General features: G+C 75.5%; 18 protein-coding genes, 3 tRNA genes and 3 pseudogenes. 11 read left to right on the top strand and 13 right to left on the bottom strand.

Annotated elements, in window-relative coordinates; all coding sequences use genetic code 11:
- Position 1: 1 nt before the first annotated feature.
- Positions 2-715 (top strand): membrane protein insertase YidC, encoded by a 714-nt coding sequence (gene yidC, locus ABZ920_RS04700; protein ID WP_361498756.1) that lies wholly within the window; start codon positions 2-4, stop codon positions 713-715.
- A 246-nt stretch (positions 716-961) separates the two neighbouring features.
- The gene (locus ABZ920_RS04695; RefSeq protein ID WP_361498754.1) at positions 962-1819 is read left to right on the top strand and encodes a fumarylacetoacetate hydrolase family protein; all 858 of its coding nucleotides are present in this window, start codon (positions 962-964) and stop codon (positions 1817-1819) included.
- Between the two features lie 219 nt (positions 1820-2038).
- On the opposite strand, the gene ABZ920_RS04690 is transcribed toward ABZ920_RS04695, so the two are convergent.
- From ABZ920_RS04690 to ABZ920_RS04680, 3 genes are all read right to left on the bottom strand, one after another.
- Complete coding sequence (locus ABZ920_RS04690; protein ID WP_361498752.1) at positions 2039-2926, bottom strand: LLM class F420-dependent oxidoreductase; 888 nt, start codon at positions 2924-2926, stop codon at positions 2039-2041.
- Positions 2927-3032: 106 nt separating this feature from the next.
- Entirely contained in the window at positions 3033-3524 is a 492-nt protein-coding gene (locus ABZ920_RS04685; protein WP_361498750.1) for a heme-degrading domain-containing protein, read from the bottom strand.
- On the bottom strand, positions 3521-4594 hold the full coding sequence (locus tag ABZ920_RS04680; protein WP_361498748.1) for a Gfo/Idh/MocA family oxidoreductase: 1074 nt from the start codon (positions 4592-4594) through the stop codon (positions 3521-3523). Before ABZ920_RS04680 ends, ABZ920_RS04685 begins: the two co-directional genes overlap by 4 nt.
- Before the next feature lie 158 nt (positions 4595-4752).
- On the opposite strand from ABZ920_RS04680, the pseudogene ABZ920_RS04675 reads away from it, so the two are divergent.
- The 5 genes and pseudogenes from ABZ920_RS04675 to ABZ920_RS04655 form a co-directional block, all read left to right on the top strand.
- Positions 4753-4923, top strand: a pseudogene (locus tag ABZ920_RS04675) (winged helix-turn-helix transcriptional regulator); the annotation flags it as partial.
- A gap of 60 nt (positions 4924-4983) precedes the next feature.
- Positions 4984-6357, top strand: a complete 1374-nt coding sequence (locus ABZ920_RS04670; protein ID WP_361498903.1) for an ROK family protein — start codon at positions 4984-4986, stop codon at positions 6355-6357.
- Positions 6358-6509: 152 nt separating this feature from the next.
- A pseudogene (locus tag ABZ920_RS04665) lies at positions 6510-7055 on the top strand (hypothetical protein); the annotation flags it as partial.
- Between the two features lie 698 nt (positions 7056-7753).
- Positions 7754-8533 carry an HAD-IIA family hydrolase gene (locus ABZ920_RS04660; protein WP_361498746.1) on the top strand — a complete coding sequence of 260 codons (780 nt, stop codon included), beginning with the start codon at positions 7754-7756 and terminating at the stop codon, positions 8531-8533.
- Positions 8534-8902: 369 nt separating this feature from the next.
- Positions 8903-9574 (top strand): class F sortase, encoded by a 672-nt coding sequence (locus ABZ920_RS04655; RefSeq protein WP_361498744.1) that lies wholly within the window; start codon positions 8903-8905, stop codon positions 9572-9574.
- A gap of 55 nt (positions 9575-9629) precedes the next feature.
- Here ABZ920_RS04655 and ABZ920_RS04650 read toward each other — a convergent pair.
- A tRNA-Lys gene (locus ABZ920_RS04650) sits at positions 9630-9703 on the bottom strand.
- A 326-nt stretch (positions 9704-10029) separates the two neighbouring features.
- Between ABZ920_RS04650 and ABZ920_RS04645 the strand changes: the two genes are divergently transcribed.
- Positions 10030-10635, top strand: coding sequence for a lytic polysaccharide monooxygenase (locus ABZ920_RS04645; RefSeq protein ID WP_361498742.1), 606 nt, complete (start codon positions 10030-10032; stop codon positions 10633-10635).
- A 52-nt stretch (positions 10636-10687) separates the two neighbouring features.
- Here ABZ920_RS04645 and ABZ920_RS04640 read toward each other — a convergent pair.
- Both ABZ920_RS04640 and ABZ920_RS04635 read right to left on the bottom strand, forming a co-directional pair.
- A tRNA-Lys gene (locus ABZ920_RS04640) sits at positions 10688-10761 on the bottom strand.
- A gap of 98 nt (positions 10762-10859) precedes the next feature.
- Positions 10860-10991 (bottom strand): annotated as a pseudogene (locus ABZ920_RS04635) (L-cystine ABC transporter ATP-binding protein YecC); the annotation flags it as partial.
- Positions 10992-11296: 305 nt separating this feature from the next.
- On the opposite strand from ABZ920_RS04635, the gene ABZ920_RS04630 reads away from it, so the two are divergent.
- Entirely contained in the window at positions 11297-12028 is a 732-nt protein-coding gene (locus ABZ920_RS04630) for a decarboxylase (RefSeq protein WP_361498740.1), read from the top strand.
- A 785-nt stretch (positions 12029-12813) separates the two neighbouring features.
- On the top strand, positions 12814-13917 hold the full coding sequence (locus ABZ920_RS04625; RefSeq protein WP_361498738.1) for an LLM class flavin-dependent oxidoreductase: 1104 nt from the start codon (positions 12814-12816) through the stop codon (positions 13915-13917).
- 25 nt (positions 13918-13942) lie between these two features.
- Here ABZ920_RS04625 and ABZ920_RS04620 read toward each other — a convergent pair whose 3' ends face one another.
- Positions 13943-16045 carry an EAL domain-containing protein gene (locus ABZ920_RS04620; RefSeq protein ID WP_361498736.1) on the bottom strand — a complete coding sequence of 701 codons (2103 nt, stop codon included), beginning with the start codon at positions 16043-16045 and terminating at the stop codon, positions 13943-13945.
- A gap of 410 nt (positions 16046-16455) precedes the next feature.
- Here ABZ920_RS04620 and ABZ920_RS04615 point away from each other — a divergent pair, with 410 nt between their 5' ends.
- A complete protein-coding gene (locus ABZ920_RS04615) occupies positions 16456-17778 on the top strand; it encodes a M6 family metalloprotease domain-containing protein (protein WP_361498734.1) in 1323 nt (440 codons plus the stop codon).
- A gap of 640 nt (positions 17779-18418) precedes the next feature.
- On the opposite strand, the gene ABZ920_RS04610 is transcribed toward ABZ920_RS04615, so the two are convergent.
- From ABZ920_RS04610 to ABZ920_RS04585, 6 genes are all read right to left on the bottom strand, one after another.
- Positions 18419-18492, bottom strand: a tRNA-Lys gene (locus ABZ920_RS04610).
- A complete protein-coding gene (locus ABZ920_RS04605) occupies positions 18483-19112 on the bottom strand; it encodes a hypothetical protein (protein ID WP_361498732.1) in 630 nt (209 codons plus the stop codon). Before ABZ920_RS04605 ends, ABZ920_RS04610 begins: the two co-directional genes overlap by 10 nt.
- Positions 19113-19252: 140 nt before the next feature.
- Positions 19253-19615, bottom strand: a complete 363-nt coding sequence (locus ABZ920_RS04600; protein WP_361498730.1) for a hypothetical protein — start codon at positions 19613-19615, stop codon at positions 19253-19255.
- A 375-nt stretch (positions 19616-19990) separates the two neighbouring features.
- Positions 19991-21367 carry an AAA family ATPase gene (locus tag ABZ920_RS04595; RefSeq protein WP_361498728.1) on the bottom strand — a complete coding sequence of 459 codons (1377 nt, stop codon included), beginning with the start codon at positions 21365-21367 and terminating at the stop codon, positions 19991-19993.
- On the bottom strand, positions 21364-22995 hold the full coding sequence (locus ABZ920_RS04590) for a hypothetical protein (RefSeq protein ID WP_361498726.1): 1632 nt from the start codon (positions 22993-22995) through the stop codon (positions 21364-21366). The genes ABZ920_RS04595 and ABZ920_RS04590 overlap by 4 nt, the downstream gene beginning before the upstream one ends.
- A complete protein-coding gene (locus ABZ920_RS04585) occupies positions 22986-24083 on the bottom strand; it encodes a hypothetical protein (RefSeq protein ID WP_361498901.1) in 1098 nt (365 codons plus the stop codon). The genes ABZ920_RS04590 and ABZ920_RS04585 overlap by 10 nt, the downstream gene beginning before the upstream one ends.
- Positions 24084-24090: the final 7 nt, after the last annotated feature.

The following is a 24090-nucleotide window of genomic DNA, read 5'->3' as shown; positions in this document are numbered from 1 at the left end:
CATGTCCGTCTTCGCCCGTCTGGTCGAGCAGCTCGCCGACCTGCTGCACCCCCTCTTCCACGCCTCCGCGGCAGCCGCCGCGATCGTCCTGTTCACCGCGTTCGTACGGCTCCTCGTGCACCCCCTGTCCCGGGCCGCCGCGCGCGGGCAGCGGGCCCGGGCCGCGCTCCAGCCCGAGCTGGCCGGGCTGCGGGAGAGGTACCGGAAGGATCCCGAGAAGCTGCGGGAGGCGGTGCTGGAGCTGCACGCGGAGAAGAAGGTGCCGCCGCTGGCGGGCTGTCTGCCGAGCCTGCTGCAGCTGCCCGCGTTCTTCCTGCTCTACCACCTGTTCTCCAGCACGACGATCGGCGGCGACACCAACGTCCTGCTCACGCACCGGCTGTTCGGCGCGCCCCTCGGCGGACGGTGGAGCGACGCCCTGGCGCACGGCGGCGTCCTCGGCGGTGCCGGGCTGGTCTACCTCGCGCTGTTCACGGTCGTCACCCTCGTCGCCGCCGTCAACTGCCGCCGCGCCAGGCGCGCCTTCGAGAACGCGGGGCCGGTGGCCGTGGCCGGCGCGGAGGGGGCGCCCGGCCCGGCCGTGGTCGGCAAGGTCCTGCCGTTCATGTCGTTCTTCACGCTCGTCACGGTGGCCGTGGTGCCGTTGGCGGCCGCGCTGTACGTGGTGACCAGTACGGCGTGGAGCGCGGTCGAGCGGGCGGTGCTGTATCCGTGAGCCGGGGAGCGCGGAGCCGTCGTGGGCGTCCGGGCCTCGCCGGGCGCGGGGTGGTGGGCGTGCGGCCGGGCGGCGGTGCGGAGCCGCGGGGTGGGGCGGGCGGCGCTCAGGCGTGGATCCAGTACGTGAACGGTTGTTGCGGACGGGACTGAAGCCTTGGACGATCGACCAGTCCTCCGATGACTGCGTCCGCGGCACCCGTGCGCACGCGTCGGCCGGGGCGCCGCGATCGAGGGAGATGGTCATATGAAGCTGCTGCGAGTCGGTACGGCGGGCGCGGAGCGGCCCGCACTGCTGGACGCCGGCGGGACCCTGCGTGATCTGTCGGGCATCGTCCCGGACATCGACGGCGGCCTGCTCGCCGACGACGCGGCTCTCGGCAGGATCCGCGCCGCCGCCGACGCCGGGGAACTGCCCGCGCTCGACGCGGACGGGCTGCGCATCGGGCCACCGCTGACCGGCATCGGCAAGATCGTGTGCATCGGGCTGAACTACCACGACCACGCGCGCGAGACGGGGGCCGAGCCGCCCACCGAGCCGGTGATCTTCCTCAAGGCGCCGGACACGGTGGTCGGGCCGAACGACACCGTGCTCGTTCCCCGGGGGTCCACCAAGACCGACTGGGAGGTGGAGCTGGCGGTCGTCATCGGGCGTACGGCGCGGTACGTGGAGTCGCAGGAGGAGGCGCTCGCGCACGTCGCCGGGTACGCGGTGGCGCACGACGTGTCCGAGCGGGAGTTCCAGATGGAGCGGGGAGGGACCTGGGACAAGGGCAAGAACTGCGAGACGTTCAACCCGCTGGGGCCGTGGCTCGTGACGGCGGACGAGGTGCACGACCCGCAGGCGCTGCCGCTGCGGCTGTGGGTCAACGGGAAGCTGAAGCAGGACGGGACGACGGCCGAGCAGATCTTCCCCGTGGCGGAGGTCGTCCGGTACGTCAGCCAGTTCATGACCCTGTACCCCGGGGACGTCATCAACACGGGGACGCCGGCGGGGGTGGCGATGGGGCGGCCCGAGCCGAAGCCGTATCTGCGGGCGGGGGACGTGGTGGAGCTGGAGGTCGGGGGGCTGGGGCGGCAGCGGCAGGAACTCGCCAACGCGTAGGCGCTCCGCTGGGGGCGGGGTCGGGCGGTGGGCGGGGCCCGGTGCGGGGATCGCGTGTGGGTGCGGGTGGGTGGGGGTTGGTTGCGCAGTTCCCCGCGCCCCTTTGTGGGGTGTGGGGGCCGCCGGGGTGTGTGGGTGCGGGTGGGTGGGGGCTGGTTGCGCAGTTCCCCGCGCCCCACGGTGGCGTGTCGAGGCCCTCGTGGTGGGGTCGGGCTGCGGTCACGTCAGGAGGGCGGCCAGCCTGCGCCATTCCTCCCTCGGCAGGGACTCGCGGTCGGCGCCGGTGACCGCCTGGAGCGCCACGTGGTCGGCGCCCGCCTGGTGGAAGGTGTCGATGCGCTCGCGGATACGGGTGTCGTCGCCCCAGGCGAACACGGCGTCGATCAGGCGGTCGCTGCCACCGTCGGCGATGTCGCTCTCCGTGAAGCCGAGGCGCAGCCAGTTGTTGGTGTAGTTCGGCAGCTTCAGGTACGGCGCCAGGTAGGCGCGGGCGACCTCACGGGCGCGGGCCGGGTCGGTCTCCAGGACGACCTTGAGCTCCGGTGCCAGCAGCGGTGCCTCACCGAGGATGCCGCGGGCCTTCGCCGTGTGCTCGGCCGTGACCAGGTACGGGATCGCGCCCGCGGCCCGGTCCCGGGAGAGTTCCAGCATGCGGGGGCCGAGGGCGGCCAGCAGCCGGCGCCCGGCCGGGACGCCCGCCTCGTCCAGCGCGTCGAGGTGGGCGACCATCGCCGCGTACGGGCGGCGGTACCGCTCCACCAGCGGGCCGTGGCTCACCCCGAGGCCCAGGACGAACCGCCCGGGGTGGGCCGCCTCCAGCTCGGCGAACTCCGCCGCGGTGACGGCGGCCTCCTGCTGCCAGATGCTCTGGATGCTGGTGCCGACGACGAGCCGCCGTGTCGCCTCCACCAGCGGGGCGGCGTTGCGCGCGGTGCTGTTGCCGCCCAGCCACAGGGCGCCAAAGCCCAGCTCCTCCAACTCGGCCGCGGCCTCGGCGCGTTCGCCGCGCCGGGCCGCGTCCTCCGAGCGGAGCTCGATGCTCCAGATGCCGTACCGGCCGACGGTCTCCTTCAGGGGGTTTGTCACGGGGCTTGCGGTGTCGCTCATCGCTTCCGATCCCTCCGGGCGGGGTGCTGTGCCGTGATCATCACGCCTGCTGCCCCGTCCAACCGGAGGACGGCCCGCGATCATTCCCCGTGTTCCCCCGTCGGGACTACTGGTCCAGGAACCGCTGAAGGGCCTCCACCACCAGCCGGTGGTCCTCCAGCTGCGGCAGCCCGGACACCGTCACGGCGCCGACGACGCCGACGTCCTCGACGTGGATCGGGAACGAGCCGCCGTGGGCCGCGTACACGTCGGGATCGAGGCGCGAGGACTCCTCGAACGTCGTGCCCTTGGCCCGGAAGCGTGCTCCGACCAGGTAGGACGCGGAGCCGTAGCGCTCCACCACCCGCCGCTTGCGCGCGATCCAGGCGTCGTTGTCGGGGGTCGAGCCGGGCAGGGCCGCGTGGAAGAGCTGCTGGCCGGCACGGTGGATGTCGATGGCCACCGGCGCCTGCCGCTCCCGGGCCAGCTCCACCAGCAGCGAGCCCAGCGCCCATGCGTCGTCGTGGGTGAACCGGCGGAAGACCAGGCGGCGTTCCTGGGCCTCCAGGTCCGCCACGGTCGGGGTGGCCCCGGGGGTGTTCCCCGCGCCGGCCGTCACAGCGTCACCGTCACACCGTCGCGGGCCGAGCGGCGGGCCGCCTCGAGTACGTCGAGCGCGGCGGCCGCCTCCAGCGCGGTCACCGGGTTCGGGGCGCCCTCGCGGAGGGCGGCGGCCACGGCCGCGTAGTACGCCGGGTAGTCGCCGGCCAGGGTCGGCACGGGGCGGCCGCCGCCGGTCAGCGGGGACTCGCCGGCGCCGAGCCGGCCCCACAGGGACTCGGGCTCGGTGCCCCACTCGGACGCGTCGCCGGGCCGCCCGCCCTCGCGGAGCGCGCCCTCCTGGGGGTCGAGGCCGTACTTCACGTAACCGGCCTTCGAGCCGAGCACCCGGAAGCGCGGGCCGAGCTGGGCGGCCGTCGCCGAGACGTACAGGTGGGAGCGGACGCCGCTCGCGTGCGTGAGCGCGATGAACGTGTCGTCGTCGCTCTCGGCGCCCGCGCGGCGGACGTCCACCTCCGCGTACACGGCGGTCGCGGGACCGAAGAGGACGAGGGCCTGGTCGACGACGTGGCTGCCGAGGTCGTAGAGCAGACCTCCGATCTCCGCCGGGTCGCCGGATTCGCGCCAGCCGCCCTTCGGCGTGGGCCGCCAGCGTTCGAAGCGCGATTCAAAACGCTGGACGTCGCCCAGCTCGCCGTCGTCGAGCAGCTTGCGCAGGGTCAGGAAGTCGTTGTCCCAGCGGCGGTTCTGGAAGACGGACAGCAGCAGTCCGCGCTCCTCGGCGAGGGCCGCGAGGTCGCGCGCCTCGGTCGCCGTGCCCGCGATCGGCTTGTCCACGACCACCGGCAGGCCGGCCTTCAGCGCGGCCGTGGCGAGCGGGACGTGCGTCCTGTTCGGCGAGGCGACGACGATCAGGTCGAGCTCGCCGGCCCGGGCGAACAGCTCGTCGGCGGTGGCGGCGACACGGACGTCCGGGAACTCCTCCCGGGCCTGTGCCTGCCGCTCGGGGTGCGAGGTGACGACCGTGTCGAGGACCAGCCCCTCGGTCGCGGCGATCAGCGGGGCATGGAACACGGAGCCCGCGAGGCCGTAGCCGACCAGGCCGACGTGCAGGGGAGTACCAGTCATGGAACCTACTTTCGCAACGCTGTTGCCAAAGTGCAAGCGGCGGAGACAATGGAGGCGTGAACAGTGCGCGGGACGGCGGAGCCGGGACGGCAGGGACGGAACCGGGAACAGGGACAGGGACAGGGACCGGGGCAGGAGCGGGGGCGGCGGGCGCGGCGATGCGGGGCGCGACCGGTGGCGCCAACCTGCTGGCCCTGCGCAGCCACAACACCGCCCTCGTGCTCGATCTGCTGCGCACGGCCGGAGCGGCCGGGATCAGCCGGCTGGAGATCGCCGAGCGCACCGGGCTCACCCCGCAGGCGGTCAGCAAGATCACTGCCCGGCTGCGTCAGGACGGGCTCGCGGCGGAGGCGGGACGCCGGGCGTCCACGGGGGGCAAGCCCCGCACGGTGCTCCGGCTGGTGCCGGAGGCCGGGCACGCCGTCGGCGTCCACGTCGACCGCGACGAACTGCGGGCGGTGCTCGTCGACCTGAACGGAACCGTCGTCGGGGAGCGCCGTTGCCCCCTGGACCTCGGCGCGGGCGCCGAGGCCGTCGTGGAGACGGTGGCGCGGCAGGCCGAGGAGCTGGTGGCGGAGGTGCTGGTGACACCGGCGGGGGGCGGAGGCGCGCCGGTGCCGACGCCTTCGGCGGGGCGTGGACGCACGCCGGTGCCGATGCCTTCGGACGCGACCGGGGCGGCAGCGGTGCGCGGGGCCGCGGACGGCGGAGGGCCGGCTGCGGTGGGCGGGTCCGGGGCCGTGGACGGCGACGGGTCGGCTTCGGTGGGAGGGGCCGGGGCGGGTGGTGGGCCGGCTGCGGTGGGCGGGGCCGGGGCCGTGGACGGCGACGGGTCGGCTTCGGTGGGAGGGGCCGGGGCGGGCGGTGGGCCGGCTGCGGTGGGCGGGGCCGCGCACGACAACGAGGCGGCGGCGGTCGGGTCAGCGGACGGCGGCGGGTCGGCTTCGGTGGGAGGGGCCGGGGACGGCAGTCGGCCGGTTCCGGTGGCCGGGGAGGGCGGTGGCCCCGCTGCGGTGCCCGGGGCCCCGGACGGCGGCCCGTCGACTCCGATGGCCGAGTCCGCGGACGGCGGCCCGTCGACTCCGCTCTCCGCCGTCGGTTCCCTGCTGGGTGTCGGGGTCGCACTGCCCGGCCCGCTCGACCACCGGCGCGGCGTCCTGCACCGGGTCACCGGCTTCCCGGAGTGGGACGGCTTCCCGCTGCGGGAGGCGCTGGCGCGGCGGCTCGGCGTGCCGGTCGTCGTCGACAAGGACACCAACGCGGCCGCGCTCGGGCTCGCGGTCACGGGCGAAGGCGGCTCCTTCGCCTACCTCCACCTCGGCACGGGCCTCGGCGCCGGCCTGGTGATCGGCGGGACCGTGCACCGCGGGGCGCGGACCGGGGCGGGGGAGTTCGGGCACCAGGTGATCCAGCTGGACGGGCCGCGCTGCACGTGCGGCGACCGCGGCTGCATCGAGGCGCTGTGCCTGGCGGCCGTGGAACGCGGCGAGGCCGGCGAGGCGGCCCGCGTCCTGGGCGCGGGTGCCGCGAACCTGGCCGGCCTGCTGGACATCGATCTCGTCCTGCTGGGCGGGCGCCGGATCGCCGCCGCACCGGAGGCGTTCGTCGAGGGGGTCGCCGCGGTGCTGGACGCGCGAGCGCGGCGCGAGGGCGCGCCGGAAGGCGCGGTCCCGGTCCGCATGGCCCCCGGTGGCAGCCGGGGCGTCGCCCAGGGCGCGGCCCAGCTGCTGCTGGCGCCGCTGTTCGGGCGGGGCGAGGGGTGACGGCCAGGGCACGGAGGGCGTGACCGGCACCCCGACCAATGGGCCGGGGCACCCCGACCAATGGGCCGGACGGGCGGAACCGTACCGCCGTTCGAGGCTGAGGTGTGGCGTGGCGCCGTGACGGCCCGCGCCGACGGGAAGGTCACAGGGACATGCGACTGTGCACATCCCTGCCCCTCTGCCTGGCCGCAGCCGTCGCCGTCATACCCACCGGGGGACCGGCCCGGGCCGCCAGCAGCCCGACCTGTGCCGGTCCGGACGACCGTGACTTCCCGATCAGCACCCGCATCCACGGCGGGCCCGCCGCCCTGACCGCGGGGGGCGGCTTCGGCACCTTCCTGCTGGACCTCAAGAACACCACCACCCGCGCCTGCGCCGGCATCCACCCGGTCGTCGTGCTCGTCGACGCCCACCACGCCCTGAAGCCGGACCAGCCCCGCCTGGAGTTCTACGACGGCAGCCGTCCCCACCCCATCCGACTGCAGGCCACCGACCAGCAGGAACTCGTGGGGCCCTTCGACGCCGGCCTGCCTGGCTTCATCGTCGGACCCGGCAAGACCGTCACCGTGAAGGTGCGGGTCGCGATCACGTCGGACGCCGTCCCCAACGAGGTCACCGTCAACGCGGCCGTCGTCCAGCGGCACGACGACGACGGGGACTGGGTCGGGCAGTCCAACGACTACCGCTTCCGCATCGACGCCGGCCCGGCCGTCAAGCCGCCCCCGCACCACGACACGCCGCCCGACCCGCTGCCCCGCCCGGTGCCCGACCCGGCCCCGAAGCGGAGCGCCGCCCCGGAGCGGAGTACCGAACCTGGTCCGAGCGCCGCCCCCGAGCGGAGTACGGGTCCTGGTCGAAGCGCCGCCCCCGACCGCAGCGGCGCCCCGGACCGGAGTGCCGCCCCGAAGCGGAGTGCCGCCCCGGGCCGGAGTGCCACCCCGGGCCGCAGCGCCACCCCCCGGCCGAGCTCCGCCCCCGGCCGGAGCCCGCGCCCCGGCCGGAGCACCGGTCCGGACACCCCGCGGTCCTCGACGCCCTCGACGCCCTCCGCGGCCGCCGTCCCGTCGGCCTCCGCACCGTCCACCACTCCCACCGCCTCGGACGGCGGGTTCTCCTTCGCCGACGAACTCGCGCGCACCGGCCTCGGCACCCCGCTCGGCGCGCTCACGGTGACCGCCCTCCTGCTCGCCGCCGGCGGCGCGGTGGTCATCGCCTGGCGGCGCCGCTGAGGCGGGAAGGGCGTCGGCGCCCGGCGGGACGGGCGCCGACGCGCGGCTGTACCGCGTGATCGGCGGGGTACGGGACACCCAGTCCTGATTACGCTGGGGCCGTCGGTACGAGGTGGTTCCGGCGCCCGCCCCGCGCAAGACCGAACCCAGGCCAGGAGATCCCGCACATGGCAGACCGCAAGCCCATCGAGTCGTGGCTGACCGACATGGACGGTGTCCTGATCCACGAAGGCGTCCCGATCCCCGGCGCCGACGCCTTCGTCAAGAAGCTGCGCGAGTCCGGCAGACCGTTCCTGGTGCTCACCAACAACTCCATCTACACCGCGCGCGACCTGCACGCCCGGCTGCGCCGCATGGGCCTGGAGGTGCCGGTGGAGAACATCTGGACGTCGGCGCTGGCCACGGCCCAGTTCCTGGACGACCAGCGGCCCGGCGGGAGCGCGTACGTCATCGGCGAGGCCGGACTGACGACGGCGCTGCACGACATCGGCTACATCCTGACCGACCACGAGCCCGACTTCGTGATCCTCGGCGAGACCCGGACGTACTCCTTCGAGGCCATGACGAAGGCGGTGCGCCTGATCAACGACGGGGCCCGCTTCATCGCCACCAACCCGGACAACGTGGGCCCGTCCGTCGAGGGCGCGCTGCCCGCCACCGGTTCGGTCGCGGCGCTGATCACCGCGGCGACCGGCAAGAAGCCGTACTTCGTCGGCAAGCCGAACCCGCTGATGATGCGGGCCGGGCTGAACGCGCTCGGCGCCCACTCGGAGACCTCGGCGATGATCGGCGACCGGATGGACACCGACGTGCTTGCCGGTCTGGAGGCCGGGATGCAGACCTTCCTGGTGCTCAGCGGCGTCACACGGACCGAGGACGTCGACCGCTACCCGTTCCGGCCCTCCTACGTGGTCGACTCCATCGCCGACCTGGTCGAACGCATCTGACGCATCTGACGGATCTGGCATATCTGATGCATTCGGCAGATCTGGTGCACTCGGCACAACTGACGTACCTGACGCATCTGCCGGTCCATACGGATCCGACCTGAACGGAGCAGCCCCGTCCCGCACCGGGTGCGATGCCGGGCCCCTCGGAGTCTCCTGGTACCGGAGGTTCCACGATGGGTCCACGACGCGTGACTCTGTGCACCGGGCTGACGGCGGCCGCCGCCACTGCCGCCGTCGTCCTCCTCCGTCCCCGCGTCCTCTCCCCGGTCCACGGCCGGGGCAGCGGGGCGTCCCCGCTGCCCGCCGCCGACGCGCGACGGAGTCAGGACGCCGCCGACGCGCGACGAAGTCAGGACGCGGTCGACGATGTCCGCCGGTGAACGCTCCCGCACCACCGGCCGCCTGCTGACGGGTCTGGTCTGGGTGGCGGTGCTGCTGTGGCTGTGGGGCGGCGGCCCGGCCGGCGTACGGCTCGGCCCGTCCGGACCGACCACCGGGGACGTGGCCGCGGCCGGCAGGCCCCCGCGGGAGCCGCTGCCGCCCGCTGCCGCCCCGCTCGGGGACGCGCCGCCGCGGCGCCTGGAGATCCCCGACCTGGACGTGCGGGCGTCCGTCGTGACCCGCGCCCTGGACCGGCGGGGCGCGGCACCCGCACCACAGCCTCCCTCCCCGCCGGGCGCGGTGGCGTGGCACGGAGCCGGGCCGGCGCCCGGGGCGGCCGGGACGGCGCTGATGGCCGGGCAGGCCGGGACCGGGGCCGGCCTCGCCGCCCTGCACGGGATCGGCACCCTGCGGCCCGGCGCGAGCATCCGGGTCGTCCGGGGCGACGGGGCGGTCGCCGACTTCACCGTCGAGGACGTCACGGTCCTGCCCGGCGATCCCCCCGACGTCCGGCAGGCCTCCTACGGGCCGGCGCCCCGGCAGCCGGACCGGGCCGAACTGAGGATCGTCATGCCCGGCGCCACCTCGGACCGCGCGTCCCGGAACCGCACGGCGAGCGTGGTCGTGTCGGCCTACCTCACGGGAACGGCGCGGTGACACGACGAGGGCGGGGAGCCTCACGTTGCCGTGAGGCTCCCCGCCCTCGTCACTGTGCGCCGCCAGGGACTCGAACCCCGGACCCGCTGATTAAGAGTCAGCTGCTCTAACCAACTGAGCTAGCGGCGCCTGCTGACGTCGTCAACTCTACAGGACCTGGGGGTGTGCTCCCGACCACCGCCCCGGCGCCCACGCCGTCCCGGAGGTGGCCGTACGCCGTTCCGGCCGTCGGTACGCGTGGCGCGCCCCGGCGGAAGCCGTCGGGTGGCGTCCCGCGGCCGTACGGCGCGGCCGGCGGGAAGGCGCCGGGCCGCCCGAGGGGACGCCCTCCGTTCCGCTCCGCCGAGATGACTCCGCTATTGGTATGGACATGCTCATCTGACGGCCATAATCTGGCCTTGGTCTAGACCTGCACGGCTCACGGACATTCCCCCACGATCTCCAGGAGCAGCAGCATGCGCCCCAAGGCCACGTTGTACGCCGCCGCCCTCAGCTTCGCGACCGTCGGAGCCTTCGTGCTCTCCACCGGCGCCGCCAGCAGTCACGGTTACACCGACTCCCCCATCAGCCGCCAGAAGCTCTGCGCCAACGGGACCGTCGCGAACTGCGGCGCCATCCAGTGGGAGCCGCAGAGCGTCGAGGGACCCAAGGGCTTCCCGTCGTCCGGCCCGGCGGACGGGCAGATCTGTTCCGGGAACAACACCCGGTTCAGCCAGCTCGACAGCCCCCGGACCCCCTCGGGCGGCGCCTGGCCGACCACCAAGGTCACCGGCGGGCAGAGCTTCACCTTCCGCTGGCAGTTCACGGCCATGCACGCCACGACCGACTTCAAGTACTACGTCACCAAGCAGGGCTGGAACCAGAACCACGCCCTGACCCGCGCCGACCTCAACACGACGCCGTTCCTGACGGTGCCCTTCGGCGGCCAGCGCCCGCCGTCCACCGTCAGCCACAGCGGCACGCTGCCGTCCGGGCTGAGCGGTCACCACGTGATCCTCGGGGTCTGGACGATCGCCGACACCGGGAACGCGTTCTACGCCTGCTCCGACGTCACCTTCTGACCCCCATGACGAAGGAGCCCCCTCGCTCGCGCGAGAGGGCTCCTTCGTTCTGTGCGCCGCCAGGGACTCGAACCCCGGACCCGCTGATTAAGAGTCAGCTGCTCTAACCAACTGAGCTAGCGGCGCATGACTCCCGCCGTCCGCTTCCCGCGGCCGGCGACGAAGAAAATACTACCTGGTCCCGAGGGGTGCTCCCGACCAGCCCGAGGCGGTCCGGCGGCGGCTCACCGCGCCGCGCCGAGGAACTCCCTGGTGCGTTCGTGCTCCGGCGCGCTGAAGATCCTCTCCGGCAGCCCCGACTCGATCACCCGGCCGGCGTCGAACATCATCACCTGGTCGGAGATGTCCCGGGCGAAAAGGTAGTGAAGAGGCTGTCCGTCCGCGCGGCTCACGGGGAGGGAGCCGGGCCCCAGGGGACGCGTGAAGCCCCTCTCCGCCGGCGCCCGCGCCGGTCCCGGCGAGGAGGCCGCGCCGGTGTTCGCGGCCGCTGTCCCGCCCGGACCGTTCCGGTGCGGCACCGGCCGGGCGGGTCCGGCGTGCGCGCCGCCGCGCCGACGGGGTACCCGTTCGGACGGGACCCGGCCGGCGCGCCGACCACCCGCGCCCGCGCCGGGAGTTCCTACTGCCCGAAGCACGCCGCACAGCAGCAGGAAGGCTGGACATGACCGCACTGGGATTCCTCTACCCGGGCCACTCCGCCGAGGACGACTATCCGCGCATCGAGCAGCTCCTGGGCAGCGACATCCGGGCGGACGTGGTCCCCGTCGACGTCGGCGAGGGCACCTACCGGGTGGACCCCCTGCGCCGGGCGGGCTACGCGGACCGGCTGGCGCAGCCGGTGGAGGGACTGCGACTGTCCGGCGCGGAGGCGGTGGTGTGGGCGTCCACGAGCGGCGGCTTCGTCCACGGCTGGGCGGAGGCCCAGCGGCAGGTCCGCGAGCTGGCCCGCGCGGCCGGCCTGCCGGCGTCCTCCACCGCCTTCGCCTTCGTGCACGCGGTGCGGGAGATCGGCGTGCGGAAGGTCGCCGTCGCGGCGACGTACCCCGAGGACGTGACCGCCCTCTTCGTGGACTTCCTGCGCGCCGGGGGCGTGCAGGTCGTCGCCGCGCACAGCGCCGGGCTGGCCACGGCGGCGCAGTCCGCGGCCTGGGACGAGGCGGAGATCCTGGCCCTGGCACGGGCGGCGGACACCGCGGAGGCCGAGGCGGTGCTCGTGCCGGACACGGCCCTGCACACGGCCTCCCACATCCCGACCCTGGAGAAGGACCTGGGCAAGCCGGTCCTCACGGCGAACCAGGTCACGGTCTGGGAGGCCCTCCGCCTGACCGACCGCAGGGTCAACGCGCCCAGCCTCGGCACGCTGTTCACGCGGGAGCCGATCGTCCAGGTCTGAGCCGGCGGCGGCGGGACGGCGGCGGGAGGGCGCGCGGGACGCCGCCCCTGCGGCAATTCCGTGGCGGGCCGCGGGGACGAGGACATCGGGCTCCGCGGCGAGTAGCCCACCGCGGGCGGCGATCACCGGCCGCCGCGTTCCGGCTTCGGTCGTGGTCCGGCGGGGGGCGGCGGTCACCGGCGGCCGTGTTCCGGCACGGGTCGTGGTCCGGTGGGGACGCCGATCATCCGTGGCCGCGTCCGGCTCCGGCCGTGGCCCGGCGGGAGGCCGATCACCGGCGGCCGTGTTCCGGCTCCGGCCGTGGCCCTGCGGGGGCGGCGATCACCCGTGGCCGCCTTCCGGGCCGGCGGGTAGGGAGCGGGCAGCCGGGCTGTCGCACGTCCTCGTCCGGGCCCGGCGGAGCTCCGATGACCGGCCGCCGCGTTCCGGCGCCCGCTGCGGTCCGGCGGGGGCGGCGATCACCGGCGGCCGCCTTCCGGGCCGGCGGGTGCGGAGCGGGCGGCCGGGCTGTCGCATGTCCTCGTCCGGACCCGGCGGGGCTCCGATCACCGGCCGCCGCGTTCCGGCGCCGGCTGCGGTCCGGCGGGGCGGCGATCACCGGCGGCCGCCTTCCGGGCCGGCGGGTGGGGAGCGGGCGGCCGGGCTGTCGCACGTCCTCGTCCGTCCCCGCCGCCGGCCCCCTCCCCCAGGAACGGCCGATACGGCGACGCCCCGGAATAAAACGGAGACCGCTTCCCGTTGCCGCCCCGCAGGACATCGCACGGTCACACCACAGGAGGCACCCCGTGTCGGAGCACGAAATCCGAGGCGAAGCCCACGGCACCGCACCCGTACCCCTCTCCGTCCTGGATCTGGTGACCGTCGGCGCGGGCCACACCGCCACCGACGCCCTGCGGACCAGCGTCGCGATGTCCCGTCTCGCGGAGTCCCGCGGCTTCCACCGCTACTGGGTCGCCGAGCACCACTCCATGCCGGGCGTCGCCTCCTCCTCGCCCGCGGTCATCCTCGCCCACCTCGCCGCCCACACCGAGCGCATACGGCTGGGCTCGGGCGGCGTCATGCTCCCCAACCACGCCCCCCTGGTCATCGCGGAGCAGTTCGGCACGCTGGAGGCCATGGCCCCGGGCCGCGTCGACCTCGGCCTCGGCCGCGCCCCGGGCACGGACGGCGCGACCGCGGCCGCCCTCCGCCGCGCCGACAGGCTGAACGAGAGCGCCGACGACTTCCCCCAGCAGCTTGCCGAACTCACCCGCTTCCTCGACGACGACTTCCCCGACGGTCACCCCTACCGCCGCATCCACGCCGTCCCCGGCCCGGTGCAGGCGACGGCCGCGGGCGGGGTGCAGTCGCCGCACCGCCCGCCCGTCTGGCTGCTCGGCTCCTCCGGCTTCAGCGCCCGGCTCGCCGGCGTGCTCGGCCTGCCCTTCGCTTTCGCGCACCACTTCTCCGCGCAGAACACCATCCCGGCCCTGGACCTCTACCGCGAGTCCTTCCGGCCCAGCGAGGTGCTGGACGCCCCGTACGCCCTGATCGGCGTCGCCGCCCTCGCCGCCGACGACGCGAAGGAGGCCCGCCGGCAGGTCATGGCGGCCGCGCTGAACATGGTGCGCCTGCGTACCGGACGCCCCGGGCTCGTGCCGACCCCGGAGGAGGCGGAGGCCTACGACTACAGCCCCATGGAGAAGGAGTTCGTCGCCTCCTGGAACGCCAACGTCATCCACGGCACCCCTGACGAGGTCCGCGCCGGCCTGGACGGCCTGCAGAAGCGCACCGGCGCCGACGAGCTGATGATCACTGCCAACGCCCACAGCGGCGAGGCCCGGCTGCGCTCGTACGAACTGGTCGCGGACGCCTACGGCCTGCCGCGGGCCGATTCCCGGACGCACTGACCGGCGCCGCTCCGGCCGGCGCGTGTCACGGGCGCCGGCAGGCCCGGCCGTCCAGCAGCTCGGAGATGCGGTCCGCCGTCACCGGCCGGGAGTACAGCCAGCCCTGGCCGGTGTCGCAGCCGATCCGTCGCAGCCGGCCGGCCTGGTCCGAGGTCTCCACGCACTCCGCGGTCACGGTCAGGCCCAGCCGGTGGGCGAGCTGGACCATGGCCTCGACGATCACCTCGTCGGCGGGGCTGGGGCGCGCGGCCGCACCGTCCGGCTCCTCGTACCCGAAACCCCGGACGAAGGAGCCGTCCAGCTTCAGCACCGACACCGGAAGGCGGCTGAGGTAGGCGAGGTTGGAGTAGCCGGTGCCGAAGTCGTCGATGGCGATGCGGACGCCCATGTCGCTGAGCGCCCGCAGCGCCTGCAGCGGCCGGCCGGCCGAGCCCATCACCGCCGACTCGGTCAGCTCCAACTGCAGCAGACCGGGCGTCAGGCCGGTGTCCGCGAGAACCTCCGCCACGTCCGTCACCAGGTCGGAGTCCCAGACCTGGCGCACGGCCACGTTGACGCTGACGAAGATCGGCGGCTCGTCCGGGTGGTCCAGCTGCCAGCGGCGGGCCTGCCGGCAGGCGGTGGTGAGGATCCAGCGGCCGAGCGGCACGATCGATCCGTCCTCCTCGGCCAGCGGGATGAACCGATTCGGCGTCAGCACACCGAACTGCGGATGGTTCCAGCGGACCAGGGCCTCCACCCCGCTCAGCCGGCCGTCGTCCATGCCGACCAGCGGCTGGTACTCGAGGACGAACTCGCCGCGCTCGATGGCGGGGCGGAGCGAGGAGGCGAGGGCCTGCCGGGTCATGCGGTGGGCGTTGCGCTCGGGGTCGAACAGCGTCCAGCGGGCCTTGCCGTCCGCCTTCGCCCAGTACAGGGTCGTGTCGGCCGCCTGCATCAGGGCGGTGGCCGTCGTCCCGGCGGCGTGGCGTTCGACCACGCCGATCGACGCCGAGACGGACAGCAGCCGGCCGGAGACGTCGAACGGCTCCTGCAGGGCCGTGAGGACCGACTCGGCGAGGTCGGCGAGCTGTTCGGTGCCGGTGGAGTCCTCCACCAGCAGCGCGAACTCGTCGCCGCCGAGCCGGGCCACCAGCGGCGCGCTGGCCCGGCCCTGGCCGGCCGCGTCCGCGCAGCGGGTCAGCCGCGCGGCCACGGCGGCCAGCAGCCGGTCGCCGACGCGGTGGCCCAGGGTGTCGTTGACCGCCTTGAAGCCGTCGAGGTCCAGGTAGCACAGGCCGATCCGGCCGGTGCCGCTCAGCTCGTACGCCTCCGGCTCCAGCGCGGCCGACAGCCGCTCGAAGAAGAGCGTGCGGTTGGGCAGCCGGGTCACCGGGTCGTGCATCCGCACGTGCCTGAGGCGGGACTGGAGTTCGCGCCGGGCGCTGATGTCGGCGACGGACAGGAGCACGCCGTGGGACGGTCCGCCGCGGGAGAACTCCTCCCCGGCGGGGGCGTCTCCCGGCTCCTGGGGCAGGGGCGTGACCGTGACCTGCACGAACAGGGCGTGTCCGTCGGGGTGCTTGAGGCGGCGGGTGCAGCGCAGCCTGGCCTGGTGGCCGCGCACCACCTCGCGGTAGGCGTGCCAGGTGCGGCTGTCGGAGGTCAGGTCCACCAGGTCGGCGGCGACCCGCCCGGCGAGTTCCCCGGCGCTGGTGCCGAGCAGCGCGCCCAGGGCGTCGTTGGCGCTGACGACCAGGCCCTCGCGGTCGACGACGGCCATCGCCAGGGGCGCCGCGCGGAAGGCCGAACGGAACGGCGGGGCCGGCGCCCGGTCCGGCTCCGCCCCGGCGGCGGGCGCGGCCGGGGGCGAAGCGGCCGGGGCGGCGGGCGCGGACGCCGGGAGGTGCGCGAGCGCGGTGGCGAGGGAGGAAGCCGGGGCGGGTTCGGCCGTTGCGGTGAACGGGGGAGCGGGCGGTAAGCCGGCCGGGGCGGCCAGGGCGGGGCCGGATCCGGCCCCGCCCGCGGCGCCGGATCCGATGACGGGCGCGGCGGCCCCGGTACCCGTGGGCTGCACGACGTCACTCTGCGTGTTGCCCGGCCGGAAGGTGGCCGGCGCGGGCGCCGGCCCCTCGGACGTTCCGCTCACCGCTCGCTCCCGCAGTGCACTCGGTCCTGGTATCGGTCTCGTCGGGAGGGCCGGCTCCCCGGTGGTGCGGCCGCCCGGCCCGTGTCCGCGCTGCAAAGTCCCGGGAAAGTGTGCCGATCATAGAGGCTGTTCCGGGGCGTCTTCCAGCCACTTCCCGGCCTCCCGCCGCGTTCTGCCGCTCCGGCCGACCGATTCCGCCCGCACCTGGACGGGTTCTTCGGGCGGTCGATCACTTGTGACGTTCCGTGAACGGTTCGGGATCTCATCGCGGGTGTCATGGCTGGTCCCATCGGCTTGCGGCCCGGTCGCTCCGGGCCCCTCACCCTTCCGGTGCAGGCAAACAGGGCGTACCCCAACAAAGTCGCACAGGCTGGGTGCGGTGTCCCCGCGAACCGCACCCGGAGGTTCCCGTGCCGCGTCAGCTTCCCCTGAAGGCGCTCCGTCGTGACGCCCTCAAGGGGCTCGGCCGTGCGGGGGCACGGCCCCGACTGCGCAGTACGGCCGCCGTGTTCACCACCCTGTCGGCCCTGGCCGCCACCTCGATCGTGTCAGGGCCGTCGGCCGCCGAGCCGTTCTCGCCCGCACCGTGCGCCCTGCGGCGTACCGACGCGCACCACTCGGAGGGGCTGGACACCTGGAACGCCGCCTACACCCGGCCGACCCGGGCGCTGGACGCCGTGATGGTGTTCCTGTCCTTTCCCGACTCGGCCCCCCTGGCCACGCCGGCGGACCTGGTGGCCGACCACTTCCCCGCGACCACGCGGTTCTTCCAGCGGGCGTCCTACGGGCGCTTCACCCTGCGCGCGCACCCGATGCGGCAGTGGATCCGGATGCCGCGGCCGTCGACGGCGTACGCCGTGCACCGCGACTGGAACCCGGACGACCGGGCCGCCTACCTGCGGGACGCGCTCGCGGTCGCCGACCCGCGGGTGGACTTCTCGCGGTACCAGGTCGTCTACTTCGTGGCCGACCCGGACGCGCCCGGCGTCGACTCCGACGCCACGAAGGTGGTCAACCTGGACACCCCGCTGCGGGCGGACGGCACCGACGTCCGGCGTGTGGTGACGGTCTTCGAGCGGCATCCCCCGGACCGGCTCGTGCTGGCGCACGAGACGGGGCACGTCTTCGACCTGCCGGACCTGTACCACCGGCCCGCGGACGGCAAGGGCGACTGGGACACGCACGTCGGCGACTGGGACCTGATGGGCAGCCAGTTCGGGCTGTCGCCGGACCTGTTCGGGTGGCACAAGTGGAAGCTGGGCTGGCTGGAGCCGCGCCAGGTGACGTGCGTGCCGGGGGTCGGGACGACGCGGCTGACGCTGGAGCCGGTGGAGGTGGGTCCGCGCGACGCGGTCGTCCCGGCCGCGGTGGCGGCGGGCGCGCCGGCGTTCGGCACGGGGAGCGGCACCAAGCTGGCGGTGGTGCGGACCAGCCGCGACACCGTGCTGGCGCTCGAGGCGCGCGGGTCGCTGGGCAACGACGCCTCGGGGTGCCGCCAGGGCGTGCTCGTGTACCGGGTGCGTGGCGGGGCGCAGTCCGGCGGGGGCCCGGTCGAGGTGATCGACGCCCATCCGCACACGCAGGGCTGCTGGGAGGACTCGGTCTACCCGCCGCTGGCCGACGCGCCGGTCGCTGTGGGGGAGTCCTTCACCGTTCCCGGCGACGGCGTCCGGATCGAGGTGGCGGACCGCACCCCTGCGGGCGCGTACACGGTGAGCGTGACGCCTGGCTGACGTGGGGACGCGGGGCCGCGGGGCCGCGGGGCCGCTCGGGACCGGCGCGGTGCGGCGGGCGGTCGCGGGACGAGCCGATTTCTCCGCCCGGACCTCACGACACAAGGGCGCGGCGGGCCGGCGCGGCGCGGTGGTCGGCTGGTGGTGGGAGGGCGGCCGAGCGCTCCGGTCCCGGCTTCACGACGTGAGGGGCGGCGGGGTGGACGCGGTGCGGTGGGCGGCCGGTGGTGGGAGGGCGGCCGAGCTTTTCCGCCCGGCCTCCGGTGCGAGGGCGCGGTGTGGCCGGCGCGGCGCGGTGGTCGGCTGGTGGTGGGAGGGTGGCCGAGCGCTCCGGTCCCGGCTTCACGACGTGAGGGGCGGCGGGGTGGACGCGGTGTGGTGGGCGGCCGGTGGTGGGAGGGTGGCCGAGCTTTTCCGCCCGGCCTCCGGTGCGAGGGCGCGGCGGGCCGGCGCGGCGCGGTGGGCGGCCGGTCGGGGGAGGCGCGGCCGATCTCTCAGCTCCGGCCTCACGGTGCGGGGGACGCGGGCCCCGGGCGGTCGGCGCGAGGGGCGCCGCCCGCCACCCGCGCGACGAGACCGCGGGCAGAACAACGAGGGCGAGGAGGTTCGCTCTCGCGAACCCGCCTCGCCCTCGTCATCGTGCGCCGCCAGGGACTCGAACCCCGGACCCGCTGATTAAGAGTCAGCTGCTCTAACCAACTGAGCTAGCGGCGCCTGCTGACGTCGTAGACCTTAGCACCCTGGTCGGCGGGAGGAAAAATCGATATCCGCGCGGCGGTCCTGGCCGCCCGCACGGCCGCCCACAGCAGGGTCTCCGGGCCGGGCAGCCAGGGGTGGCGGGTGTCCGGGGCGACGAGCCAGCGCGAGGCGGACCGGTCCGGGCCGGGGGCGGCGGCGACGGCCGGCACGGTCACCGCGTCGCCGTTGCCATGGCACAGCAGTGGCGGGACGCCTTCGCCCCGGCTCTCCGCGGTGCCCCGGCGGCCCCACTCCTCCCACTCCAGCAGCGAGGGCAGCCGCTGGGCGGTGCCCGGCGCGGCAAACAGCAGCATCCGCCCGCGGTGGACGGCCACCGGGCCGGACCCCGGGCCCTCGTCCCACAGCAGGTCCACCACCCGGCGGCCGAAGACCGCCGGCGCGTTGACCACGTCGAAGACGGAACCGCAGGGCAGGACGACCGGTGCCCCGGGCCGCTCCCGCCAGAACGTGAGCGTGCTGCGGACGTACGGGCCCGCCGAGGCGAGCCAGGCCGCGCCGTCCGCCGTGACGACCGTGGCGTCCGGCCCGAGGCCGGCGAGGCGGTCGCCGGCCGGACCGATCCGTGTGCTGCTCATGACCGCCATGTCTACCCGCCGTGAGCGTGCGCTTCCACAGGGTTGCGCGAAACGGGGACAGCGCCCGGCGGGACGGGGTATCTTGCCCGCTTGGCATATGCCGGGCGGTGGTGGTGCCGGCGTCGCGCCGGCAGCGGCGGTCACACGGGGCCGGCTCCCTCGCCCTCGGCTCCCCGCATCAGGTCCCGCCCGAACTCCACCATCCTCTGGGCGTAGTCCTCGGTCCACTCCGCCCGCTCGGCGATGTCCGCGGGCGTCAGCCGGTCGAACCGCTTGGGGTCGGCGAGCTGCGCCGCCGCCATGGCCTGGAACTCCATCGCGCGGTCGGTCGCCGCCCGGAACGCGAGCGTCAGCTCGGTGGCCCGGTCGAGCAGCGCGCGCGGATCGTCGATCGACTCCAGGTCGAAGAAGTGCTCCGGGTCGGCTGCCGCCGCCGCGGGCTCGAAGAGCAGGGGCGCGGGGCGTAGCCGCGGTTCGTTGCGACGCGGCGTGGGCTCCGCCATGTCTTCTCCTCCTCGTACGTTCGTACGGTGTGGGCGGCCCGCCGTGCGGGGGCCGTCGTCCATTGTCTCGCGGGCGGGCGGAAAGGCCGCAGGCTCACGCCGCGATGCCGTGGCATCCGGACGTCCCGGACCCGGCGACCACCCGCGGAGCTCCCCGGCCTCGCCGGGCGCTCGGCGCGCCGGCCTGTCGCCGGCCCGACCGGGCCGCCGCACGCCCCCCGAGTTCCCAAGGCGCGCCGGCCGCCGGATGTTCCCGCCCCGTGCACGGACGTCTCCGCCGGCCGTCGGACCCTCCCGCGGGCACGGCCCGGGGAACCTCCCCCTCCTCCCCGCCGTCCCGTCGGATGTCCCGCCACCCCGGATGCTCCCCGCGACTCAGCGGCCCCATGCCACCCGGTGCTCGGCGAGATGCGCGAGCACGGCGTGGTTCGCCTCCCAGCCGTCCGGGAACTTCACGCTCACCCCCAGCTGCACCGGCTCCGTCGACGGGTGGTCGTCGAGCAGTTCGCGCACGCCGGCACGGCACACGACGATGCACGCGTGCCGGTGCCGGGAGGCGAGCACGCACAGACGGCCGGTCTCCAGGTGGAACGCGGTGGCGTCGGGACGGCCCGACAGCGGGTGCAGCACCACGGTGACGTCGAACTCGCGGCCCTGCAGCCGGTTCGCCGTGTCCACGGTCACGTCCGTGACGCCGAGGTCCGCCAGCGCGGCCCGCACCGCCGCCGCCTGGTCGCGGTGGGCGGTGCCCACGGCGATCCGGCCCGCGGTGAGGGGCTCGGGCTGCGGTGTCCCGCCGCCGGGAGCCCGTCCGGCCTCCGAGGTGGCCGCGCCGCCCCTGGCCAGCAGCCGCCGCACCACCTCGGCCACCGCCCGCACCGCCTCCGGGTCCGTGCGCGGGGTGTGCCGGGCGGGCAGCTCCAGCAGCCCCCAGCCGGACGCGGCCGCCTCGTCGATCACCCGGTCGGGCCCGGAACCGTCCGAGGGGACGGCGAAGGCCAGCCGCCGGTCGCCGGGTCCCGTGCCGCTGCGGAACGGCGTGTACGGGTAGAAGGCGTCGGAGACCAGCGGCGCCGCGGACGCCGGGAGCCGCCACGACACCGGCAGCCGGTGCTGCGGGAGCTCCGGGTTGTGCGCGAGCAGGGTCGTCACGGCGGAGGCCGACGGGTCGTACGACAGGCCCGCCCACTGCTCGCCGCCGACGATCGAGAACGGGTCCAGCTGACCGGGGTCGCCCACGAACAGCGCCCGCTCGAACAGGCCGGCCACGGCCAGCAGGGCGTCCGAGCGCATCTGGTAGGCCTCGTCGACGATCGCGTGCCGCCACGGCTCGTCGACCTTCACGTGCGCCCACTTCGCGGCGGTCGACAGCACGACGTCCAGGCCGGCGAGGTCGGCGGCCTTCGCCGACTTCCGGACGTTCGGCAGGTCGTCGAGGGCCTTGTCGTACGGGTCGGCGTCGCTGCTGTGCAGCCGCCCGACCGGCAGCTCCGGGTTCTTCCCGGCCAGCCGCAGCACCAGGTCGTCCACCTGGGCGTTGGTCTGGGCGACCACCATCAGCGGGCGCCCGGCGGCGGCCAGCTCCAGCGCCGCGCGCACCACGAGCGTCGACTTGCCCGCGCCGGGCGGGGAGTCGACGACGACGCCGCGGTGCGGGCCGTGCAGCGTGTCGCGCAGGATCGCCTCGGTGGCGCGGGCTGCCGCCGCACCGGGGTCGAAGGCGGTCTCCCGGGCGTGGGCGGTGGTGGTCACAGCACGTCCTCCTCGGTCACCGGGTCGGCGGCCTCCGGCGCGGCCTCGCCCGGCGGGCCGCCGTGCGTCCACGGGGTCTGCTCCGGGCCGGGCAGTTTCGCCCCGCCGCGCTGCTCGTGCTCGAAGAGCGTGAAGCACACGGGGTCACCCTTGTCCGGGACGGAACCGGGCTCCGGCTCCTTGCCCCGGCCCATCTTGTCCAGGACGCGCAGCACCACCAGCAGGTCCTCCCCGTCGCCGCCGTCCCCGGACGTCTCGGACGCCTCGGACGTCACGTACGCCACGAACTCGGCCGTCTGCGGCTTGCCGCCCAGCGACCGGTACACCCTGGCGCGCTCGGCCAGATGGGGCCGGTCGCCGGTGCGCACGGTGACCAGCGGGCGGGGACTGGGCCGCTTGCCCTCGCCGTAGGCCATCACCACCTCGGTGACCTCGCCGGCGAAGGCCTCGCCGGCGAGCCGCCGCCCGGCCATGACCAGCGGGTCGTCCAGGGCCTGCTGCGCCTCCAGGCGGGCCTGCTCGCGCTCGCGGGTGGCGAGCTTGTTCGCCGCGGTGACCGCGTCGTCGCGGCGGGGCTGCGGCGGCTCACCGGCGAGGACACGGTCGCGGTGACCGGTGAACGACCAGCGGTCGCGCGTCCACCGCTCCTCGACGTGCGCGCCCTCCGGCAGCGCCCGCAACAGGTCCAGGCCGGCCCACACCGCCTCCCAGGTCGGGCGGGTGCGGCTCTCCACGAGGGCGCGGATCCTCCGCTCCGCCGCGGTGAGGGCGCCGAGCCGGTCGTCCGCCTCCAGGCCGTCCTCGGCGGCGGCGAGGGCGGTGCGCGCCCGGTCGTACGCCTCGATGGCCGGGGCGAGCAGCTTGTTGTCGAACGCCGGGTCGGTCGCGGGACCGGCGGGCGGGCACACCAACTGGCCGTCCGCGTCCCGCGCCAGCTCGGCCCGCAGCGCGGCCTCGGCGCCCAGCGCGCCCTCCGGCGGGTCGATCCACGCCAGCAGCGCGCCCAGGTGCTGGTCCTCCAGACTGGACTGGCCGGTGGTCCAGTGCAGGGCGAGGAGATCCGTCAGCGCCAGCAGCAGCGAGGAGCCGGGGACGCGGGCCCGCTCCCCGAAGTGGGTCAGCCACCGCCCCAGCAGCGGCACCCGGGGCGGGGCCGGGTACGGCGCCTCCGGATCCTGCTCGGCGGTGCGCCTGAAGCGCATGGAGCGCCCGAGCAGCCGTACGAAGTCGACGCCGGCACGGCTCGGCACGATCAGCTGGGGCGCGTCCGCGCACAGATCGACCTCGACCTTGACCCGCTTGCCGGTCTCCGGGTCGGTCTCGGTGCGCTCGGCGGTCTCGACGGCGTCCGCGTGCGCGTCGACGTACGGCAGGACGACCTCCGCCAGGTCCGCGAGGAACGCGAACCTGAGGTCGCGGTCGCGCGGCTGCGGTACGGCGAGCAGGCGCGGTGCGTCCCGGTCGGTGCCGACGAGGGCACCGAGCGGGGCGCCCGCCTCGCCCGCCGTGGTCAGCGGCACGAACACCAGGGGACGCGCGGACAGGTGCCGGTGCCGGACGGTCGCGGCGGGCTGGGCACGCCCGGCCCGCATCGCCTCCAGCCGGCCGAGGGTGGCGATCAGGGACAACGGGCCACCTCCCGGGCCGTGTCACCGGCCGGGGCCGCCGCCGCGAGCGCCTCCGCCCGCAGCCGCGCCGCCCGCCGCAGGGCCGCCACGGCCGGGTCGTCCGGGTCGCCCGCCTCGCCGTGGGCGGCCGCCAGCACCTCCTCGACCGTCGTCAGCCCGCCCAGTTCGGCGCGGACCGAACGGCCCAGGGCGGTCACGGCGCCCGCCGAGCGGGAGCCGCGGCGGCAGTGGAAGGCCAGCTCGCAGGCGGCCAGGCACTCGGGCGCGTAGGCTGCCGGGACCGAGTCGACGGCGGCCGTCAGCTCCTCGGGGGGCAGCTCGGGGGAGAAGCACACTCCCTCGGGGAGGGCGTCGGCGACCTCCTCGATGCGGGTCAGCCGCGTCAGCTGGCGGGCCGTCACCGCCCGCTGCTTGCGGACGTCGACGGCGGAGGCGGTGGGCAGGTTGGAGAAGTCCTTGGGGCACACCAGCAGCACCTGGTGCCGCACCCGCGGAGCGGGGTCGAGGCGCGCGGCGACGTCCTCCAGCGCCAGCACGTACACCGCCGCCTGCCGGGCGGCCGCGCCCACCTTCGCGGGGTCCGCCGACCCGTCCAGCATCGGGAAGGACTTGATCTCCACGACGGTCCAGCCGCCGTCGGGGTGCACCACCACCGCGTCCGGCTCCAGGAAGGCCGGGGAGCCCGCCACGTCCAGCGCCAGCATCGGATGGTCCAGCAGCGTCCACGCGCCCGTGCCCGGGCCGGTGCCCTCCACGCTCAGCGTGGCCTCGCGCAGCGCCAGCGCCGTGCGCGCCGCGCGGCCCTCGGGGCCCACGGCGGCCAGGTCGGGGACCTGCGCCCGCAGCGGGGGCTCGGCTCCCGGGTCCACCGTCCGGTGCACCAGCCGCAGCAGCTCCGCACCGCCGTCGGCCTTGACCCGCGCCTCGAACGCGTTGCCCCGCATGAAGGCGAACTGGGACTGCCCGAAGGCGGACGGTGCGCCCAGCGCGCCCGCGAGCGCCGCCTTGTCCACTCCGGCGCCGTCCAGGATCGCGCGCCGCCGGCAGCCGGGGTTGGCGGCGAGGGCCGCGAGGGCGCGGGCGTCCAGCGCCCGG

The organism is Streptomyces sp. NPDC046831 (assembly GCF_040645305.1).
Taxonomy (GTDB): domain Bacteria; phylum Actinomycetota; class Actinomycetes; order Streptomycetales; family Streptomycetaceae; genus Streptomyces.
Note: the sequence above shows the minus strand (reverse complement) of the source record. Positions and strands in the feature narration are given on the sequence as shown.

Bases quoted from the DNA above. Each gene is read 5' to 3' on its own strand.
- ABZ920_RS04690 (WP_361498752.1), bottom strand. From the start codon at position 2,926: ATGAGCGACACCGCAAGCCCCGTGACAAACCCCCTGAAGGAGACCGTC.
- ABZ920_RS04655 (WP_361498744.1), top strand. From the start codon at position 8,903: ATGTCCGCCGGTGAACGCTCCCGCACCACCGGCCGCCTGCTGACGGGT.
- ABZ920_RS04680 (WP_361498748.1), bottom strand. From the start codon at position 4,594: ATGACTGGTACTCCCCTGCACGTCGGCCTGGTCGGCTACGGCCTCGCG.
- ABZ920_RS04605 (WP_361498732.1), bottom strand. From the start codon at position 19,112: ATGAGCAGCACACGGATCGGTCCGGCCGGCGACCGCCTCGCCGGCCTC.
- ABZ920_RS04630 (WP_361498740.1), top strand. From the start codon at position 11,297: ATGACCGCACTGGGATTCCTCTACCCGGGCCACTCCGCCGAGGACGAC.
- ABZ920_RS04660 (WP_361498746.1), top strand. From the start codon at position 7,754: ATGGCAGACCGCAAGCCCATCGAGTCGTGGCTGACCGACATGGACGGT.
- yidC (WP_361498756.1), top strand. From the start codon at position 2: ATGTCCGTCTTCGCCCGTCTGGTCGAGCAGCTCGCCGACCTGCTGCAC.
- ABZ920_RS04695 (WP_361498754.1), top strand. From the start codon at position 962: ATGAAGCTGCTGCGAGTCGGTACGGCGGGCGCGGAGCGGCCCGCACTG.
- ABZ920_RS04600 (WP_361498730.1), bottom strand. From the start codon at position 19,615: ATGGCGGAGCCCACGCCGCGTCGCAACGAACCGCGGCTACGCCCCGCG.
- ABZ920_RS04645 (WP_361498742.1), top strand. From the start codon at position 10,030: ATGCGCCCCAAGGCCACGTTGTACGCCGCCGCCCTCAGCTTCGCGACC.